17 protein-coding genes and 1 tRNA gene are annotated in these 18905 nt (G+C 41.5%); 10 read left to right on the top strand and 8 right to left on the bottom strand.

Annotation, left to right across the window (positions count from 1 at the left end):
• The first annotated feature begins 32 nt into the window (after positions 1 to 32).
• The 5 genes from MTO98_RS30080 (at position 33) to MTO98_RS30100 (ending at position 5044) form a co-directional block, all read left to right on the top strand.
• Positions 33 to 770, top strand: coding sequence for a LytTR family DNA-binding domain-containing protein (locus tag MTO98_RS30080; protein WP_243482828.1), 738 nt, complete (start codon positions 33 to 35; stop codon positions 768 to 770).
• Positions 771 to 1415: 645 nt separating this feature from the next.
• A complete protein-coding gene (locus MTO98_RS30085; RefSeq protein ID WP_243482830.1) occupies positions 1416 to 3638 on the top strand; it encodes an ATP-binding protein in 2223 nt (740 codons plus the stop codon).
• A 2-nt stretch (positions 3639 to 3640) separates the two neighbouring features.
• Positions 3641 to 4060: a response regulator gene (locus tag MTO98_RS30090; protein ID WP_243482832.1), complete on the top strand. Its 420-nt coding sequence runs from the start codon at positions 3641 to 3643 to the stop codon at positions 4058 to 4060.
• A complete protein-coding gene (locus MTO98_RS30095; RefSeq protein WP_243482834.1) occupies positions 4050 to 4421 on the top strand; it encodes a response regulator in 372 nt (123 codons plus the stop codon). The genes MTO98_RS30090 and MTO98_RS30095 overlap by 11 nt, the downstream gene beginning before the upstream one ends.
• A gap of 14 nt (positions 4422 to 4435) precedes the next feature.
• On the top strand, positions 4436 to 5044 hold the full coding sequence (locus MTO98_RS30100; protein ID WP_243482836.1) for a biliverdin-producing heme oxygenase: 609 nt from the start codon (positions 4436 to 4438) through the stop codon (positions 5042 to 5044).
• Between the two features lie 138 nt (positions 5045 to 5182).
• On the opposite strand, the gene MTO98_RS30105 is transcribed toward MTO98_RS30100, so the two are convergent.
• Together MTO98_RS30105 and frr are read right to left on the bottom strand one after the other, a co-directional pair.
• Positions 5183 to 6943, bottom strand: a complete 1761-nt coding sequence (locus MTO98_RS30105; protein WP_243482837.1) for an ABC transporter ATP-binding protein — start codon at positions 6941 to 6943, stop codon at positions 5183 to 5185.
• A 73-nt stretch (positions 6944 to 7016) separates the two neighbouring features.
• Positions 7017 to 7580 carry a ribosome recycling factor gene (frr, locus tag MTO98_RS30110; protein ID WP_243482839.1) on the bottom strand — a complete coding sequence of 188 codons (564 nt, stop codon included), beginning with the start codon at positions 7578 to 7580 and terminating at the stop codon, positions 7017 to 7019.
• A gap of 152 nt (positions 7581 to 7732) precedes the next feature.
• Between frr and MTO98_RS30115 the strand changes: the two genes are divergently transcribed.
• Entirely contained in the window at positions 7733 to 8116 is a 384-nt protein-coding gene (locus MTO98_RS30115; protein WP_243482842.1) for a hypothetical protein, read from the top strand.
• Positions 8117 to 8301: 185 nt separating this feature from the next.
• On the opposite strand, the gene cdaA is transcribed toward MTO98_RS30115, so the two are convergent.
• The 3 genes from cdaA to MTO98_RS30130 all read right to left on the bottom strand — a co-directional run bounded on the left by cdaA (position 8302) and on the right by MTO98_RS30130 (position 10717).
• Positions 8302 to 9093, bottom strand: coding sequence for a diadenylate cyclase CdaA (gene cdaA, locus MTO98_RS30120; RefSeq protein WP_243482844.1), 792 nt, complete (start codon positions 9091 to 9093; stop codon positions 8302 to 8304).
• A 102-nt stretch (positions 9094 to 9195) separates the two neighbouring features.
• The gene (locus tag MTO98_RS30125) at positions 9196 to 9666 is read right to left on the bottom strand and encodes a group II truncated hemoglobin (RefSeq protein ID WP_243482846.1); all 471 of its coding nucleotides are present in this window, start codon (positions 9664 to 9666) and stop codon (positions 9196 to 9198) included.
• Positions 9667 to 9745: 79 nt separating this feature from the next.
• Positions 9746 to 10717, bottom strand: coding sequence for a polyprenyl synthetase family protein (locus MTO98_RS30130; RefSeq protein ID WP_243482849.1), 972 nt, complete (start codon positions 10715 to 10717; stop codon positions 9746 to 9748).
• Positions 10718 to 10976: 259 nt separating this feature from the next.
• On the opposite strand from MTO98_RS30130, the gene MTO98_RS30135 reads away from it, so the two are divergent.
• The 4 genes from MTO98_RS30135 (at position 10977) to MTO98_RS30150 (ending at position 14003) form a co-directional block, all read left to right on the top strand.
• Positions 10977 to 11064: transfer RNA gene (locus MTO98_RS30135), tRNA-Ser, on the top strand.
• A gap of 250 nt (positions 11065 to 11314) precedes the next feature.
• Complete coding sequence (locus tag MTO98_RS30140; protein WP_243482852.1) at positions 11315 to 12529, top strand: site-specific integrase; 1215 nt, start codon at positions 11315 to 11317, stop codon at positions 12527 to 12529.
• Between the two features lie 45 nt (positions 12530 to 12574).
• The gene (locus MTO98_RS30145) at positions 12575 to 13582 is read left to right on the top strand and encodes a YhcG family protein (protein WP_243482854.1); all 1008 of its coding nucleotides are present in this window, start codon (positions 12575 to 12577) and stop codon (positions 13580 to 13582) included.
• 157 nt (positions 13583 to 13739) lie between these two features.
• The gene (locus tag MTO98_RS30150; protein ID WP_091220957.1) at positions 13740 to 14003 is read left to right on the top strand and encodes a helix-turn-helix domain-containing protein; all 264 of its coding nucleotides are present in this window, start codon (positions 13740 to 13742) and stop codon (positions 14001 to 14003) included.
• Between the two features lie 328 nt (positions 14004 to 14331).
• Here MTO98_RS30150 and MTO98_RS30155 read toward each other — a convergent pair whose 3' ends face one another.
• From MTO98_RS30155 to gwsS, 3 genes are read right to left on the bottom strand one after another with little or no spacing between them, the layout of a single operon-like run.
• The gene (locus MTO98_RS30155; RefSeq protein ID WP_112575063.1) at positions 14332 to 15621 is read right to left on the bottom strand and encodes an HlyD family secretion protein; all 1290 of its coding nucleotides are present in this window, start codon (positions 15619 to 15621) and stop codon (positions 14332 to 14334) included.
• Position 15622: 1 nt separating this feature from the next.
• Positions 15623 to 17806: a peptidase domain-containing ABC transporter gene (locus MTO98_RS30160; RefSeq protein WP_243482856.1), complete on the bottom strand. Its 2184-nt coding sequence runs from the start codon at positions 17804 to 17806 to the stop codon at positions 15623 to 15625.
• Between the two features lie 10 nt (positions 17807 to 17816).
• Positions 17817 to 18851 carry a grasp-with-spasm system SPASM domain peptide maturase gene (gene gwsS / locus MTO98_RS30165; RefSeq protein WP_243482858.1) on the bottom strand — a complete coding sequence of 345 codons (1035 nt, stop codon included), beginning with the start codon at positions 18849 to 18851 and terminating at the stop codon, positions 17817 to 17819.
• Between the last annotated feature and the right edge of the window lie 54 nt (positions 18852 to 18905).

Below are 18905 nucleotides of genomic sequence, written 5' to 3' on the forward strand. Positions count from 1 at the left end.
TAGAATAACCATTATTACATTATTTTTACGCTATGATCAGATGTTTGGTAGTTGACGATGAGCCTTTGGCGCTGCATATTTTGGAAGATTATATATCCAAGATGCCTTTTTTGCAATTGGTTAAAGCCACAACCAACCCTATCGAGGCGCTTACCATGGTTCAGGCTGCCGAAGTAGACCTGGTTTTTTTAGATGTGCAAATGCCTGAGCTTACCGGTATCCAGTTTCTAAAAATAGCCAACGGCAAAGCCAAAGTTATTTTAACCACAGCCTATCCGCAGTACGCCCTTGAGGGTTATGAGCTTGATGTGGTTGATTACCTGCTGAAGCCTATAGCATTTGACCGCTTTTTTAAATCTGTACAAAAAGCTCAGGGTATTATCCAGCCGGTGGTAGCCAAACCGCAGCAAGTGGTTGTACAGGCCGAACCGGTGCAACAGGACGATTTTTCGACCGATTTTATATTTGTAAAAACCGAGCATAAAATCCAAAAGGTTTACCTTCATGATATCATGTTTATTGAGGGTTTGAAGGACTACATCAGCATCTTCACCTCGGCCGAGCGGATCATTACCTTACAAGGCATGAAAAAAATGGAGGATGCCCTGCCCGAAAAACATTTTGTACGGGTACACAAATCATACATCGTAGCCCTCAATAAAATAGATAGTATTGAACGAAGCCGCATCCAGATAGGCGACAAGATCATTCCAGTAGGTGATACCTACCGCGACGAATTTTTCAGGATGATCGAGAATAAGAATATTTAAGCTAAAGCAGCTTTATCCCCGCACTCGTCATTGCGAGGAACGAAGCAATCGCGAACTGTACAGAGGCGCTTGCATAGCTACTCTCCAAGTCGGGGATTGCTTCGTTCCTCGCAATGACGCTTTTTTAATACCTACTCTCTTACAACTTACCTATTTAAAAAATACATTTAGCCTGTGGTCGGTGTTTTCACCGCACCACTTTTGCCTTACAACCCGGCGGTAAACTTCCGATATTCGCAGTCATTAGATTGAACAATCGACCACTAAATCATATGGTGCGGTGAAAACACCGACCATAAGCTGAATGGCACTTTTTTAAAACCTACTCTCTTTAGCCTGTGGTCGGTGTTTTCACCGCACCACTTTTGCCTTACAGCCCGGCGGCAAACTTCCGATATTCGCATTAACCAGATTGAACAATCGACCACTAAATCATATGGTGCGGTGAAAACACCGACCACAAGCTGAATCGCGAACTGTACAGGGGCGCTTGCATAGCTACTCTGCAAGTCGGGGATTGCTTCGTCCCTCGCAATGACGCTTTTTTTAATACCCCGCCCTTTACAACTTACCTATTTAAAAAATATATTTCATAGAAGTGTATTTTTTGTATTTTACACGGTCATTCATCCTATAAAACACACTATGAGTTACCAGGTAGACCTGACCAATTGCGACAGAGAACCCATCCACATTCCCGGAAAGATCCAATCGCACGGTTTTTTGATCGCTGTAAACAGCAAAACGTACAATATCTCCTACATCAGCCAAAATATCGAAAGCTACACCGGTGTTAATGCAACAGGGCTATTAGGCAAAAATATTACCGAGTTTGAAGAGCAGTTAGCCATAGCGAATGATACCACATCATTGCAGCAATTGTTAAACCTTGCAAAGGGTTCAAAAAGTTCTGACACCATCAATCCGCTGGCTATTGATGTAAATGGGGGTAATTACAATCTCATTATCAGCCATTCAACCAATGATCTGGTGCTGGAATTTGAGCCAACCGAATCAGACCTGGGCTATGATATTCAAAAAACTATCGGCCGTTCGGTAGCTGAGATATTGAGTGGTAAAAATTTATCCATTCTGTTGCAAAACGCGGCGTTTGAAATAAAGAAGATCATCAATTACGATAGGGTGATGATCTATAAATTCAATGAAGACGGCCATGGCGAGGTAACCGCCGAGGTCAGGAACGACGATCTGGAGCCATTTTTGGGCTTACATTACCCGGCATCAGATATCCCAAAACAAGCCCGTGAGCTTTATAAAATCAACCTTACCCGGATAATAGCCGATGTAAATTCAGAAAGTTCGGCCATTATTACTTTTGAGGAAGGAGCAGCACCACTTGACCTAACTCATTCGGTATTGCGGGCCGTGTCACCCATTCACATCCAGTATTTAAAAAATATGGGCGTCGAGTCGAGCTTTAGTATTTCGCTCATCGCCCATGGGGAACTTTGGGGCCTCATTGCCTGCCATAACTATTCGCCAAGGTTTATTGATTATAAATCGCGCGATGCATCTAAACTGATCGGCCAGATCCTGTCGTCTGCATTAGAATACCGGCAGGACGAAGAAGACTCGGCAAAGCTTCATGAACTGGGCGACGCAGCTAACACCATTGCCGATTATATTAAAAAAGACACCGATTTCACCTTTGCATTAACCCGCAATAAAGTTACAATTAAGGATGTTACCACAGCTACCGGAGTGGCCCTGGTGTACGACGGTGAAATAAACACCATAGGTCAAACGCCAACCGAAGCTCAAATTACCGATATTGTTGAATGGCTTAAGGTAAACATGGTTGATACTGTTTACAATACTTATCGCTTCCCTGAAATATTTCCGGCGGCAAAAGATTACAGTGATGTTGCCAGCGGCATTTTGTCCTGCAGCTTGTCGCGTGAGCTTGGTGAGATGATCATCTGGTTTAAACCCGAGCAAATAAAATCCATTACCTGGGCAGGCAATCCCGAAAAACCTGTTGAAGAAACTGCCGACGGCCTGTTACAGCTATCGCCAAGAAAATCATTCGACAGCTGGACAGAAATTGTTAAAAACACCTCAGAAAAGTGGAAGCATGATGAGATCACCGCGGTTTTAAAAGTACGGGAAGATATTATTTACGCCATAAACCGCAAAGCCAACGAGATCAGGATCCTGAACGAACGCCTGCAATTAGCTTATGACGAGCTGGACACTTTCAGCTACACGATATCGCATGATCTGCGTACCCCGCTGTCTTCTATTAAGAACTATTCGGAGTTGTTATTAGCAAGCAATAAAAGCTTAGATGACCCGGCAAAAAAAATGCTCGACAGGATCATCAAGGGTACCGATAAAATGCACATGCTGATTAAGGAGATCCTCCACTACTCGCGCGTGGGCCGGACTGAAATAGAAGCAGCACCAATTGATATGGGGATCTTGTTAAATGAGATTAAAAGGGAAGTATTATCAGCCCTAAACCCCGAAAACATTGAATTTACCATGGGCGAAACACCCTCAATTGAAGGCGATAGTGTAATGATAACCCAGGTTTTTACCAACCTGATCAATAACGCTGTTAAATACTCGTCAAAGTCAACGCCATCAAAAGTAAAAGTTGAAGGCGTGGTCAGGACTAACGAGATCGTTTATTCGGTATCTGACAACGGTGTTGGTATTGATGTTAATTACTATAACCGTGTGTTTGAATTATTTAAACGCATGGATAACGCACTTGAATTTGAAGGCACCGGTGTTGGCCTTGCCATAGTAAAGCGTATTGTTGAAAAACACAAGGCACGTATTTGGTTTGAGAGCAAGTTAGGATTTGGCACAGTTTTTTATATATCTTTTAAAATTAGTTAATTGTGAGTTCGCCCGATATATTTTATGTTGAAGATGACGAGGATTTTGCATTCATAATGCAGCATGCCGTTCAGGAAGTGAAAGACGGACTTACCGTAAAGATCATTGATAATGGGAAAGATGCGCTTGAGCAATTAAAGCAGCTTACCGAAGCCAGGGTAAAACCGAAGCTGATATTGCTCGACCTAAATTTACCTGGGCTTTCGGGCCTCGACCTGGTAAAACGCATCCGCGAAATTCCCTTTTTGAAATATACTCCTGTGGTATTCTTTTCAACCTCGGATAATCCTAAAGACGTTAAAGCATCGCTTGAATTTGGCGCTAATGCCTATTTAACCAAGCCTGCCGGCTATTTGAACCTGGTAAGCTGCGTTGAATCACTTTATAACTTTTGGTTCACTAAAAATCTGAATGTCAATTAAAACGCTGAAAAAAATATTAGTCATCGAGGATGATGCGGATATAGCCGACATTATGGGCATTGCATTATGCGATAAATATGAGGTTGAAGTAAAACGCGATGGTTACGAAGTTGTAGCGCAAATTGAAAGCTTCGGCCCCGATTTGATCCTGCTTGATAACTATATTGGTCAGCGGCAGGCCCGTGAGATCATTAAAGAGATCCACGAGGTTGATGACCACAGAACTATACCATTTGTATTATTTTCAGGCCACGAAAACATTATGCAGCTTGCTGAAAATCTTAATGCTACATCGTATTTGGCAAAACCCTTTGCACTCGACGAACTTTATAAGTGCATTGACAGTATCTTAGCCGCGTAAAAACACGCATACCTATGCTTCATGAAAAAATAAAACAAGCTACTGCTCATCTGCATGATCAGCTTGAGCAAAAAATGTTTGTTGGACAAATTATGGATGGTTCGCTTACATTTGAACAGTACCTATCCCTATTAAACGTTAACTACGTTACCCACTTCGCTGTAGAAGATTTTTTATTTTCAGCGCTTAGTGAACATCTGCGTCAAAAACTGCATATAGAAAGCAGGATAAAGCTGCCTGCATTGCTGCGCGACTTTGAAGAAATCAACTCGGCAGTAGGGGTATCTCCAAAAACCACTCCCGCCTTTATTGACTTAAGCAGCGATGCCGCTGTTCTCGGCGCAATGTATGTGCTGGAAGGTGCAACCCTCGGTGGCAACGTCATAGCAAAACGACTGAAAACTAATGATCAATTGTTACCCTATAATTTGAATTACCATTATTATCAGGTTTATGGTGATCAGCTTGGTTTAAAGTGGAAACAGTTTTTGGAAGTGCTTAATGCCATTCCCAAGGTTGAGCATGAGGCAACTATAAAAAACGCGGTAAGCCTGTTTGAATATATGGCAAACACAAAAGTGGCAAGTACTACGGTAACGCTTGTACCGCCAGAGATATCTTAAAAAATTCATACCATTGCGAGAAGCGGAGGGTAACCGTGCTTTTGGGCGACGAAGCAATCTCGTAGCCATACAAAGCGGATCTGTATAGCTACGAGATTGCCACGCTACGCTCGCAATGACATATTTTAAAAAATTTGATTAATCCAGCGCGTCTGCTGTATCCTTCTCTCCTATTTGCTGCCTCCACATGGCGTAGTACAAACCTTTTTGAGCAATCAGGTCGGCGTGTTTGCCACCTTCAATGATGCGACCTTTTTCCAGTACGTAAATACTGTCGGCATGCATAATGGTTGACAGGCGGTGGGCAATCAATATGGTGATATGATTTTCCTTTTCGGATACATTACGGATGGTTTCGGTGATCTCCTCCTCTGTGATAGAGTCAAGCGATGAGGTAGCCTCGTCAAATACCAGGATATCCGGCCGGCGCAATAAAGCACGGGCTATAGATAGGCGTTGTTTTTCGCCGCCAGATACTTTTACGCCGCCTTCGCCAATTACAGTGCTTAAACCTTTATCAGCACGGGCCAGTAAAGTTTGACAGGCAGCACGCTGAAGTACACCCATACATTCCTCGTCGGTAGCACCGGGGCGTACAAATTGCAGGTTTTCGCGGATGGTACCCGAAAACAACTGCGTATCCTGGGTTACAAAACCTATTTTTTCGCGCAGCTGGTCAAGATCAATTTCCTTGCTTAATGTACCATTATATAAAATATCACCCTCCAATGGCTGATACAAGCCAACTAATAATTTCACCAGCGTTGTTTTGCCCGAACCGGACGGGCCAACAAATGCAATCGTTTCGCCCGAATTGGTTTCAAAGCTGATATGATTAAGTGCGTTGCGGTTTGCCGTTAAATGCTTAAAACTAACATCGTTAAAGGTTAGGGTATTTACTTTTTCGAGCAATACAGGCTTTTCGGGCTTTTTATCAATAGGGATGCTCAAGATCCTGTTGAAGTTGCCAAGAGAAACCTCGGCCTCGCGCCATGAAAGTATCACGTTGCCCAGCTCCTGTAACGGGTTAAATAAAAAGAATGAGTAAAACAAAAAGCTAAAATACTGGCCCGGAGAAATAGTGCTCCTGAAGATAAGCATTAGCAGCACCACAACCATTACACTGCGTACAAAGTTTACGGTAGTGCCCTGTACAAAGCTCATGCTGCGCACATATTTAACTTTCTTCAGTTCCAGGTCGAGGATCTTGTAGGTGGTATTATTTAGCCTTGCTATTTCCTGTTTGGCCAAACCCAAACTTTTTACCAGCTCGATATTTCTTAGCGATTCGGTAGTTGAACCTGCAAGGGCAGTTGTTTCAGCTACAATTGTCTTCTGGATTTTCTTGATCCTCCGGCTCATGGCCATACTCACAAAAGTGATGACAGGTATCGCCGCGAAATATACCAGCGTAACTTTATAACTTACACTTACCGAATACACGATAACAAAAACCATCCCGATGAGTGATACAAAAAGGATGCTTATAAAAGAGGTGATAAACTTTTCGCAATCCAGGCGCACCTTTTGCAATATGCCCAAGGTTTCGCCGCTCCGCTGATCTTCAAATACCTGGTAAGGCAGCTCAAGTGAGTGCTTCAAACCATCGGCATACATTTCGGCGCCTACTTTTTGGGTAATAATGTTGGTAAAATAATCCTGAAAGTTTTTAGCTATCCGCGATACCATGGCAACACCAATGGCCGCGCCAACCAGCATCAGCACCTTATTAAGGTATTCATCGTAATGGAGCGAGGTACGTTGTTCAATAACGCGGTCAACAATACGACCGGTTATCCATGGATCCAACAGCGAAAAGCCTATATTCATTGCCGCCAGGAATAATGCGAATATTACAATCCAGCGGTGTTTTTTTAAGTAAGAAATTAATACATTCATGTTTCAACAGCAAACATAAAAAAAGGGAATGGCTAAGTAGCTCATTCCCTTTTAATTTGACATAAGGTTAATATTAAACCGTCATGATATCTTTTTCTTTAGCTTCCGAAAGCTGGTCAACTTTAGCGATGTAAGCATCGGTAAGTTTTTGAACTTCAGCTTCACCTGTTTTTATTTCGTCTTCAGAAGCACCTTCTGACTTTAATTTTTTGATCTTTTCGTTAGCGTCTTTACGGATGTTGCGGATAGCAACTTTGCCGGTTTCGGCTTCGCCTTTAGCTTTTTTAACCAGGTCTCGGCGGCGCTCTTCGGTAAGCGGCGGTACATTGATACGGATAATGATACCGTCGTTTTGTGGGTTAAGTCCTAAATTCGCTTCCTTGATGGCTTTTTCAATTGCGCCCAGTAATGATTTTTCCCATGGCTGAACAACAATAGTACGAGCATCAGGCGTGTTTACACTACCAATCTGGCTTAGCGGAGTAGGTGTACCATAATAGTCAACCTTAACATCATCTAATAATGATGGACTTGCTTTACCTGCGCGTATTTTATTTAATTCGCTGTCCGCATGCTCAATGGCCTTTTCCATATTAGCCTTTGCATCGTTTACTTGTTTTTTAATGAGTTCGCTCATCGGTTTTTTAAATTTTCAACAAAAATAATAAAATCTATCAGTTTACGGCTTTGGTATTTGGGTTCAATTAAAAAGCATTTAACAATAAATAACATTATTTAACATTTAAATATTATTTAAGGATAAGTATATTAGCATAAAATATTATCGCCATGAAAAAAATCTTATTTTTTGTTATGCTGATAGCCTGCGCAGGCCAGCTAAAAGCGCAAAATCTCAATAAGCAAGCCAATAATAATTCTGTCGATAAGCTTTTTAAACTGAAACCATTAACGGCGGATAGTAATCTGTCAAAGCTAATCCCGGTGCTTCCGCAAAACGGACTTTTAAATAACAGCACATTGCTGAATACGAGGGAGCTTGTAGACAATGTAACCGTATACAGCCGGATGCCGATTGTTAAGACTTATCCACGCGACAACATGCCGATTGTTAAAACAAGCGAACCGGGGATGAAATATCATATGCTGATTAAAAGAATAGATGTAGTTAATCCGGATACTGTTGGAGTGAAGAAAGATAAGGTTACTCCGTAGTGTTTTGTGTTAAAGACATAAAGGTAGATGACTTGTGCTTTCCTATTTATACTGTAAATTTTTTTAGAAATATACATTAAATGCGGCGTCACAAGTCAGCCCAGCGCTATTCTACACACAAGACTTGCGCCGGTTAAGAAGTAGAGCCCCTTTCGACAGGATCAACATGACCTCCATTTTATCATTTAAAAATCCTTATTCAAAACTTTTTCAAGTTCTGCAAAGCTGATATTCATTTTAACCCTGCCCTGTTTGGCATAAGAGATCTCGCCGGTTTCTTCGGATACAATGATAGCCGTAGCTTCGTTAGCTTCTGTTACACCAATACCTGCCCTGTGGCGCAGGCCGAACTGTGCAGGCAAGTCTGTTTTTTCGGTAAGTGGCAAAATACAGCTGGCCGATTTAATTTTATTTTCTGAGATCACCACTGCCCCATCATGCAGCGGACTTGTTTTTTGAAAAATACTTTCCAACAAGCGCTTTGAAATTTTAGCCTCCACAACCTCACAGCTGTTTTGGTAAAACTGTTCATCGTAATACTTGGCGAAAACGATAAGTGCCCCGGTTCGGGTTTGTTTCAGGCTTTTGCAGGCATCAATTATAGGCTTGATACGGGCATAGTTATTTTTTTCTACTTCCGTTTTTCCGAAGAAATATTGCCACCAGGCCTTATTGCGCTGCAACGATGCATTTTTACCCACCAGCAATAAAAACCGTCTCACTTCCTGCTGAAAAACCACAATAATGGCAATGATCCCTACATCAACAAACTTGCCCAGTATAATGGTAAGCAATTTCATATCCAATGCCTTCACCACAAAATTAAGGGCAAAGATCACCGCGAAACCTATAAAGATATTAGCCGCTATGGTACCCCTGATGAGGTTATATAACTGGTAAATGATCAATGCCACCAGCAATACATCAAGGATAGAAAAGAAACCTATTTTTGGAAAGAGGGATTGTAAGGACTGCATTTACGAAGTTAATAAGTTTACCCGAACATAAACACCGGAGAAATGGTAAATATGATAAGCCTGGCCCAAGTCAGTTTCATTTTACATGCTCGTGTTACTATTTCAGGGGATGTACGGCCCTCCCGGCACACCCCAGCCCCATTCCGGCATAGGTGTATCCGGGCTCTCTGTTGTACTATCTATTTGGGAATTTAATACCGCTATCCGTGTGCCCCACTCCAGGTAAGCCATAAATGCCGAACGAAATTCAGGGTCATCGGGTAAAGATAGTTCGTCGGCAGTTTGCAGCAATAGTTCAATCCAGCGTTTGCGGTGCGCTTCGGTTAAATGTTTTTGCAAGTGTTTATTGATCATGGCATAATGACTGCCTTCGGTTTCGCTATAGGTTTTAGGGCCGCCAAAAACTTCGCCCACAAAATGCGCCACATGCATCCGGTGTTGCGGCGACATATGTTTAAATACAGGTTCCAGCAGCTCGTCTGCCAAAACCTTATCATAAAATTGATTAAAAAGCTGTTCAAAAGCAGGTATACCACCCGCCCATTCAAACAGTGTGGGGATTGTTGCTGTCATAATAATAAAAACCGGTTATGATAAAGATAGGTACCCTATCTTAAAAAAGCCAGTGATTATCGAAAGCAATAAGTTTGAATTATTTGTTACGCTCGGTAGTAAACCTAACCAGTTGTTCCAATGCCCGGTGCGAATCGCTGTCGGGAAAAGTATTAAGGATCTCGAAAGCCTCGTCCTGATATTTTTTCATCTGGGTTTCGGCGTATTGCAAACCACCGGTTTCCTGCACAAAACGAATGATTTCGGCAATTTTCTTCGGATCTTCATTGTGGTTTTTCACCAGGTTAATTACCCGTTTTTTCTCTGAACTGCTGCAATTGGCCAAAGCGTAAATAAGAGGCAGGGTAACTTTTTTCTCTTTGATATCGATGCCTAATGGTTTGCCCACATCGTCGGTACCAAAATCAAACATATCATCCTTGATCTGGAATGCAATACCAATTTTTTCGCCAAAGAGACGCATTTTTTCAATCACCTCATCGCTTGCTCCGGCAGATGCTGCCCCGCAGGCACAGCATGATGCTATAAGCGATGCCGTTTTTTGCCTGATCACATCGTAATAAACAGGCTCGCCAATATCCATACGGCGTACCTTTTCAATCTGCATCAGTTCGCCCTCACTCATTTGCTTAACGGCATCAGATACAATTCGCAATAATTGAAAGTCGTTATTATCGATAGAAAGCAGCAAGCCTTTCGAAAGCAGGTAATCACCTACCAAAACAGCTATTTTGTTTTTCCATAAGGCATTGATTGAGAAAAAGCCGCGGCGCTGGTAGGAATTGTCAACCACATCATCATGCACAAGCGATGCTGTATGCAAAAGCTCAACCAATGCAGCCCCACGATGCGTTGCCTCATTGATGCCCCCGCAAATGCTGGCCGAAAAGAACACGAACATAGGACGGATCTGCTTGCCTTTACGCTTTACAATATAATGCGTGATACGGTCAAGCAGGGGAACGGAACTTTTCATCGAGTTCCTGAATTTCTCCTCAAACGCATCAATATCAGCAGCAATAGGTTTTTTAATGTCGTTGATGCTCAGCATTGCAACCAAAACAGTATTTTATGTTAACCACCGCCATGTGACAGTGCGGAGCAAACATAAGCTAAAATTATTTATCTGCATTAAAGCCTACTATTTTTTACTCAAATTAAACCAAAACATATAATAACAGTCATATTTATGTGAGTGCAATTTTATAAGTAGAGTTAAGTTTTTGTGAAAGCGGGGCCTGCCAAAACGGGCTTCGCTTTTTTATTGATAGTAAGGGCAAATATTTTACCTTTGCAATCCACTATTACACGGAGAGGTGTCTGAGTGGTCGAAAGAGCACGCCTGGAAAGTGTGTATACTCCAAAAGGGTATCGAGGGTTCGAATCCCTCCCTCTCCGCTGATTTTCATACCAAAAATGACTGAAAGCCTGTTTTTCGCACGAAAACAGGCTTTTTGCTTTAAACCAACAAGCTGTTTTATACGCCGTTTCGCATGATTCTGGTGAGTAATTCGGTGAGTAAAGTTAATCAATTGATTAACTCACCAGAAAGGGTTTAAAACACTGATTGACAGCCAGTTCAAAAAATGAACATCTTGTCAGAAAATGGCCGCAAACCGATATTTGTTTAACCATTTAGTGAGTCATTATGAAGACAATTTTCAGTGTGCTCTTTTATTTGAAGAGACCAAAGAGCTATCAGACAGGTCCTATGCCTATCTACATGCGCATTACGATTGACAGTAAGCGCACAGAAATCACCACCGGTCGTGAATGTGAACCTTCGCAGTGGATCCCATCAGCAGGGCGAATGAAGGGAACGAAAGAAACCGTAAAATCGCTCAATAATTACCTCGACACCCTACGCGCGAAGATCGATGACGCGCATTCGGCAATGATCAAAGCGGGAGATGACATTACCGCAGAGAGTTTGAAATGTCGTTTCCTGGGCAAAGAAGAAAGCCCGAAAATGCTCATCGAAATCTTTGAAAATCACAACCAGAAATTCGGTAAGCTCGTCGGCAAAGAAAATTCAAAAGGTACACTAAGCCGGTATAAAATATCGTTGAGCCATACACAGCGATTTCTCAAGTGGCGTTTTAATCTTTCAGATATTCCTGTCAAAAAAGTAGATCACCAATTCATTACGGATTATGATTTCTGGCTAAGATCAGAGCGCAATTGCGGCAATAATTCGGCCGTTAAGTACATGAGGAACTTTAAAAAGATCATCACCATCTGCCTGGATAACGGCTGGATTGATCGCAACCCATTCCTGAAATACAAAGGCAAAACGAAACGGGTTCACCGGGTATGCCTGGAACAAGACGACCTGAACCGTATTGCCGAAAAGAACTTTTCGTCTGCACGACTTGAACAGATCAGGGATATTTTCCTGTTCAGCTGCTACACGGGCCTGGCGTACATTGACATTAAGAATCTGCACCGTGAGCACCTGACTAACCGCTACGACGGCGAAATATGGATCATGACCAATCGCCAAAAAACCGATATCCCAACCCGGGTCCCGCTTTTACCGCAGGCTATTGAGCTCATACGAAAATATGAGTATCATCCGAAGTGCGCCAATACCGGGCTGCTCTTCCCGGTACCCTCCAATCAAAAGGTCAACGACTACCTGAAGGAGATCGCTGAACTCTGTAAGATCAAGCAGACCCTTACCTTTCATATCGCACGACATACTTTTGCTACTACGATAACGCTGGCCAACGATGTGCCTATAGAAAGCGTGTCTGTTATGCTGGGCCATGCGAGTATCAAAACCACACAGGAGTATGCTAAAGTGCTAAATCTGAAACTAAGCAGGGACATGAGCGCCCTTCGATCAAAAATTGGCTCATGAAAATTGATGCCTGTCTACCAACAACTTAAAAATACAAAATATTATATGGAAGCATCGAAATCGATCATCGGTGATATACAATCGATAATAAGTACGGCGAAAGAATCGGCAGTTCGCTCTGTAGATTTTGAACGTGTCAGGATGTACTGGTACATTGGCCGACGTATCTTCGAAGAAGAGCAAGATGGTCAGGAACGCGCCATTTATGGCGAACGCCTGATCCCATACCTTTCCGAAAAACTCATGCCTCAATTCGGGACTGCGTTCTCTGCGAGGAACCTTAATCACTTCAGGCAATTTTACAGGAACTTTCCAATTGTGAACGCACTGCGTACACAATTGACATGGACGCATTACCGCTCCCTTTTAAGTATGGAAACAGCGGAAAAAAGAGATTTCTACATAGGTGAAACAGTTAAGAACAACTGGACATCAAGGCAAATGGAGCGTCAGATCAATAGCCAGTTGTATGAACGTCTGCTGTTAAGCACGGATCAAGACAGAGTCCTCTCGGTAGCCCGAAATGAAAAGCAATCCGAAGCCCCACAGGAGATCATCAAAGACCCGATGGTTTTAGAGTTCCTGGGCCTCAAACAGGAAGCAGCTTACTTTGAAAGGGACATCGAGTCCGCGCTGATCACGCATCTTCAGGAATTTATGCTGGAACTCGGAAATGGATATTCTTTTGTAGCGCGTCAAAAACGGATACATCTGAACGGTGATGATTTTTTTATCGATCTGGTTTTTTACAACAGGCTGCTTCAATGTTTCGTGATCGTTGAACTGAAGACACATAAAATTACACATCAGGATATAGGGCAGCTACAGATGTATGTAAATTATTTTGACCGGGTTGAAAAGCTGGCACATGAAACGCCTACGGTCGGTATACTTTTATGCCTGGAAAAAAACGATACTGTCGTCAAATTTTCTTTGCCGGAAAACAGCAACATTTTCGCGACCCGTTATCAATTATATCTGCCTACTGCGGATCAGTTACTGACAGAAGTTCAAAAGGAATTGAAGAAGCAGCAAAGATTAAATGACCAATAAATGCTATGTAATCCCTCGAATTTGATGTGGTTGTTTGCGGCATCAAATGTTTAAACCTAAAATATACTTTAAAGAAATCACATCCGACTCGGATAACATCGGATAACAGGAACGGTCACTGCTGCGATTTTTGCTTCATAATTCTTAATTAAATATTATGGCGGCAATCGAGTTACTTACCAGAGACGACTTGCAGCAATTTCGGCTGCAATTGTTAGAGGATATTAAATCCATCATCTCGGCACCAAAAGTACAAGCAAAGCAATGGCTTAAAAGCGCGGAAGTCCGTAAATTGCTCAGTATATCTTCAAGCACATTGCAAACGCTTCGCATTAACGGAACTATCCGGTTTTCACGTGTCGGCAAGATCATGTATTATAAAAATGACGATATTCTGAAATTATTGGAGGGCGAGAATTGAGTCAAGCATTCAGGCAATTGCAGCGCTTTTATGACAGGGCCAACCGGGACAGTCGACTTCTGCCAAGCCATATCAGTTTATATTTCGGACTGATATGGCTTTGGAGCATCAATGAGTTTTCACCAAAATTAAAGATAGCAAGGAAGGAACTCATGGCGCTTTCACATATCAACTCAATTGTAACGTATCATAAATGCATAAAAGATTTAACTGACTTCGGATACTTCGAATATCGCCCTTCTTTCAATTCTTATAAAGGCTCTGAAATCCGCCTGCTGCTCTAACGGTGCAACCAAATTGAAATACAATTTTGAGGGATACCTTCTTTTTAGCGAGTGTTTGTACTTTTGATAATGTTATATTTAAATCTTTGAAATAAAGACGCTTCCTTAGTAATAATCTCCGCATCTGCAAGCATACCTTGCTTCAACGTGATCTCATTGCCTTTTTTGTCAATCTTATCAATATCAACAAAGGCGGAATAGAGACTGTCTTTTAACGGAACATCTCCAATTGACTTAATTTTTCCTTGCAACATGCCATATTCTTCAAACGGATAGCTCCTTAGTTTGATTAATACCTGTTGCCCTATATGGACTTTCCCCATATTGTATTGTGGAATATACATTTCCCCTAATGTTTCTTGACCTTGGTTATATATATAAAATAGGGTTTGTCCGGAATTTAGGATTTGATTTTCCTGCAAAAGTCCATTGAAAATTACCGTGCCGCTTTCAGTTGAGCATATCACATATTTAGCTCGCCAGTCCTCACATTGACTGATCATACTGTTAATCGCCAGTAAAAATTTAGTTTTTCCTTCAGAGACTTGATTATTTAATTCCAGAAGCTCTTTTTGTTTAGCCGCTAATTCAGCGTTGCTACTAATTAAAGAGCTCTCTGTTTGCATTAACGGCATCTTTTTATTGAGGTATTTGCTCTGCTGCTGCCTGAATTCTGATGTGGCCTCAACCTTTTGGTTCATCAGCTTTTGGTGCATGACGAATTCCTCTTCAGCAATCTTCAAATCTTGCTGTTGAACCTTTTTCTGATCTTCCAGATGATTTTTTTGAATGGCCAGGTTTCTCAAATCCTGATACAATAAATTTCTTTTCTTTAAATATAAACCTTCCCCAATTGAGGCCTTATATAACAGTACTGCTTCCTGAAATGATTGATAGGCCCCTTCCAATTCCCCCAAGTTTTCGGTATTTGAAATGGTATTGAGGCGCTTGTTGTCAACGATCCCATTTAGTAAGCAATTGCGCGATTGTTTCAATTCGCCAAGTAATTTCAAAACTTCGTCATGGCTTGCTATACTTTCTAAGTATGCCATGACCTGGCCTTCAAAAACCTGATCATGATCTTTGACAAATAGCTTCACGATTTTACCGTTCACTTTTGCAGCAAGCGGCTTAGCATTGTTTTCCGATGAAACTTTTAAGCTCGTCCTAATGACATCGGGGTAACTGATAACTGTAGAAAGAATCAGCAGTCCAATTATAATAAGCCAGAAAACAGTAGTACCCCAGCGCACAATCCATGAAGGTACTTTGAAAATGATGTCATTTATGTCTTCGCTGTAGACTGGCCGGTGATTTTTTATGATTGATTCCATATCAAACTCCAAGTTCAAGTTGATTTTTGACAAGATTAAAATAATGCCCTTTCATTAAAGTCAGTTCATCATGGGTACCCTGCTCTAAGACCTTTCCCTTATCCATAAATATGATGTTGTCGGCGTCTCTGACGGTGCTTAAACGATGAGCAACAATTACAACCGTACGCTTTTCGAAAAATTCCTTTAAGTTATTGGTGATTATTCGTTCATTATTGGCATCGAGCGCATTTGTCGCTTCATCAAAAAAAAGGTAGTGAGGATCTTTATAGACAGCTCTTGCAATCAGGATTCGTTGTCGCTGTCCCTGGCTAATGCCGTTACCCTCCGCACCAATTTTAGTATTTAGCCGCAATGGGAGGCTGTCGATAAAATCGCTGATATTGGCTATCTTTAAAGCGTGTTTTAGTTTATCATAGTCGGGATACTGATCACCTACAGCAATATTTCTTTCTATGGTATCGGAAAATATAAAACCATCCTGCATTACAACGCCACAGCTGCTGCGCCAACTTTTAAATGCAATCTGGTTAAGTTGCAGGTTTCCGATAAGTATTTCACCTCTTTGTGGTTCATAAAAACGGAGTAACAATTTCAATAGCGTTGTTTTGCCGCTTCCGCTCGTCCCCACGATGGCCGTGGTTTTTCCTTCAGGGATGATCAGGTTAATATTTTTCAATACAGGCTCATTACCCGCCGACGGATAGCAAAATGTTAAGTCATTAATAGAGAGACTTTTATTTTCCGGTAGTTCATTATTTAATGCGCGGTCTATTGGTTCTTCGTCTGATAGTTGATGAATTTCGTTTAATCGCTCTAAGCTGATTCGGGCATCCTGAAACCCTTGTATAAAACCCAATAATTGGTCTACCGGGCTATTTAATTGTCCAACAATATATTGAATAGCTACCATTGCGCCTAATGATAACGAGCCATTAATAACGGCTTTGGCGGTAAGGAATGTGATCAGTAAGTTTTTGCTTTCATTGATCAATGTAGCCCCGCCTTGCTGGTACTGGCTCAATGCAAGACTTTTGACATTAAATTTGAACAATCTCGCCTGCAGGTGCTCCCATTCCCAACGCTTTGCCTGCTCACAATTATTCAGCTTTATTTCCTGCATTCCGTTAACCAACTGGACAACATTGCTTTGGTTTTTCGAAGCTACTTCAAATGACTTATAATTAAGTAAACGGCGTCTTCCGAGGAACGCCGTGATCCAGGCAATGTATAATGCACTCGCTAATGCAAAAACTGAAAAAATGGAAATCTTGTAGTAAATGAGCACAAAAGAGAACAACAATAGGTTTACCAGTGAGAAAAGCGTAGTGAGCGCGGAACCGGTTAGAAAACTTTCAATTTTCTTTTGATCGTTCATGCGTTGCATAATATCTCCGGTCATTTTCGTATCGAAGAAACTTATCGGAAGTTTCATCAATTTGATCAAAAAGTCCGTTAGGATGGAAATATTTACGCGCGTACTAATATGCAGCAATATCCATGACCTGATAAATTCAACTGATACCCGACCGACAATCAGAAATATCTGGGCGAGCAATATGACTTGTATAAAATTCAGATTACGTGTATTAACACCGATGTCGACAATTGATTGAGTAAGAAACGGTACAATGAGCTGTAACAAACTAGCTAGCGCTAGCCCCAATAATAATTGAAAAATCAACTTTCGATAACCGATCAAGTATAAAAAAAGCGAAGACCAACTCACGGCGTGTTGGTCCCTGTCTTCCTGTTCGTAAAATTGTGGCGAAGGACTTAGTAAAAGCGCAATTCCTTCAAGTGTATTTGGATCGCTGATCCAATTTTCTTTTACATCGGCGCCGGTAAGTTTAATTAAGCCCACTCCCGGATCTGCAATCCAATATGTTTCTCTCTGAATTCTATACAGAATTACAAAATGGTTTTGCCTCCAATGCAAGATCGCTGGCAACTCAATATCATTTAACTGCTCGAAGGTCAATTTTACACCCAATGTACGGAAGCCAATTTTTTCCGCTGCTTCACTAACTCCTAATAAGGAAACCCCGCTCCGGCTGATCTGGCAAAGGTTCCTCAGTTCCTGTAGTTGGATAGTGCGGCCATAGTGCTTAGCGATCATTCTTAAACAGGTTGGCCCGCAGTCCATCTGATCATGCTGCTTGAAAAAGCTGAATTTTTCCGCCATACAAATTGATTTAGGTCCATTCGCAGGTTATGGGGTTATACCTGCATTTTAAAGGTTTATCAGTTGCATCCGAAACAAATGCTCTGCAATCAGTGCACATATATCTGAATTCGCACATCCGGCATATGCTAATTTTATCTTTGCTAATTGTCCAACATTCTTTAAATGCGTCTGACTTAACTATGTCCTTCAAACTGATAGAATTTATCTGGCCGTAACTTTTGGTCAACGACGGGCAGTTTTTGATATTTCCGAACTGATCAACAGCTACCTTTCTGTTAAGGCAGGAATTAAATTGTAAGCTTTCAGTGAACATAGGTATGTTGACCGAAAAGTAAGCAGGTGATATGATACCGCAATGCGATTGATCAGTGACAGCCTCCGATGTAAAATGAACATGTTGACTAAATGGCCGGTAATCTTCTTTTTTTAAGAAGTCCAGCTCCTGGTGGAAATCAAAAACGGTAATACTGTGTATCTTCTGATAGTGCTGGTAAAGGTTTATATAATAGCCAGGCGGCCGTGCAGTATCATAAGGAATCACTACCTCACATAACATATCGAGGTCATTTAAAAACTCGAAGAGCCTGAGCGCCATGTTATGATTGTATCCTGGGAAAAAACGGACTTGTAAATGAGTACATCCGAGATCATTTAGATCCTTTAGAAAGCGGGAATAATCCTTCTGGTCAAACAGTGGCTGCCTGATATCAATAATGGCGTTTGTTATCGTGGCTGGCGCATCCCATTCCAGGTTTAAATCTGGAAAACATGCTAATTCATCCGGTCTGTTTGTCAATAACACATATTCTTTTTCAAGTAAAAAATCAAAATATTCGTCTAAAACATGATGAAATTCTTTCGGCGTATCGCCAAATACCGTAGTTAATTCTCGCTTGTTATATTTACTTAATATATCATACAAATCGTTTGGTATAAAATCAAATGTTTCTCTGTACAGGTCATAAATGATCGACCTGCTGTATCCTTTTACGGGAATGCAATTAGCTACCATAACCATATGGTCATTCAGGTCATACTTCATGTGTCCGGTGTTTTAAGATTTTAGAAATGGGTTTATAAAATCGTCCGGCGAGCA

The organism is Mucilaginibacter sp. SMC90, from assembly GCF_022811725.1.
Lineage (GTDB): Bacteria > Bacteroidota > Bacteroidia > Sphingobacteriales > Sphingobacteriaceae > Mucilaginibacter.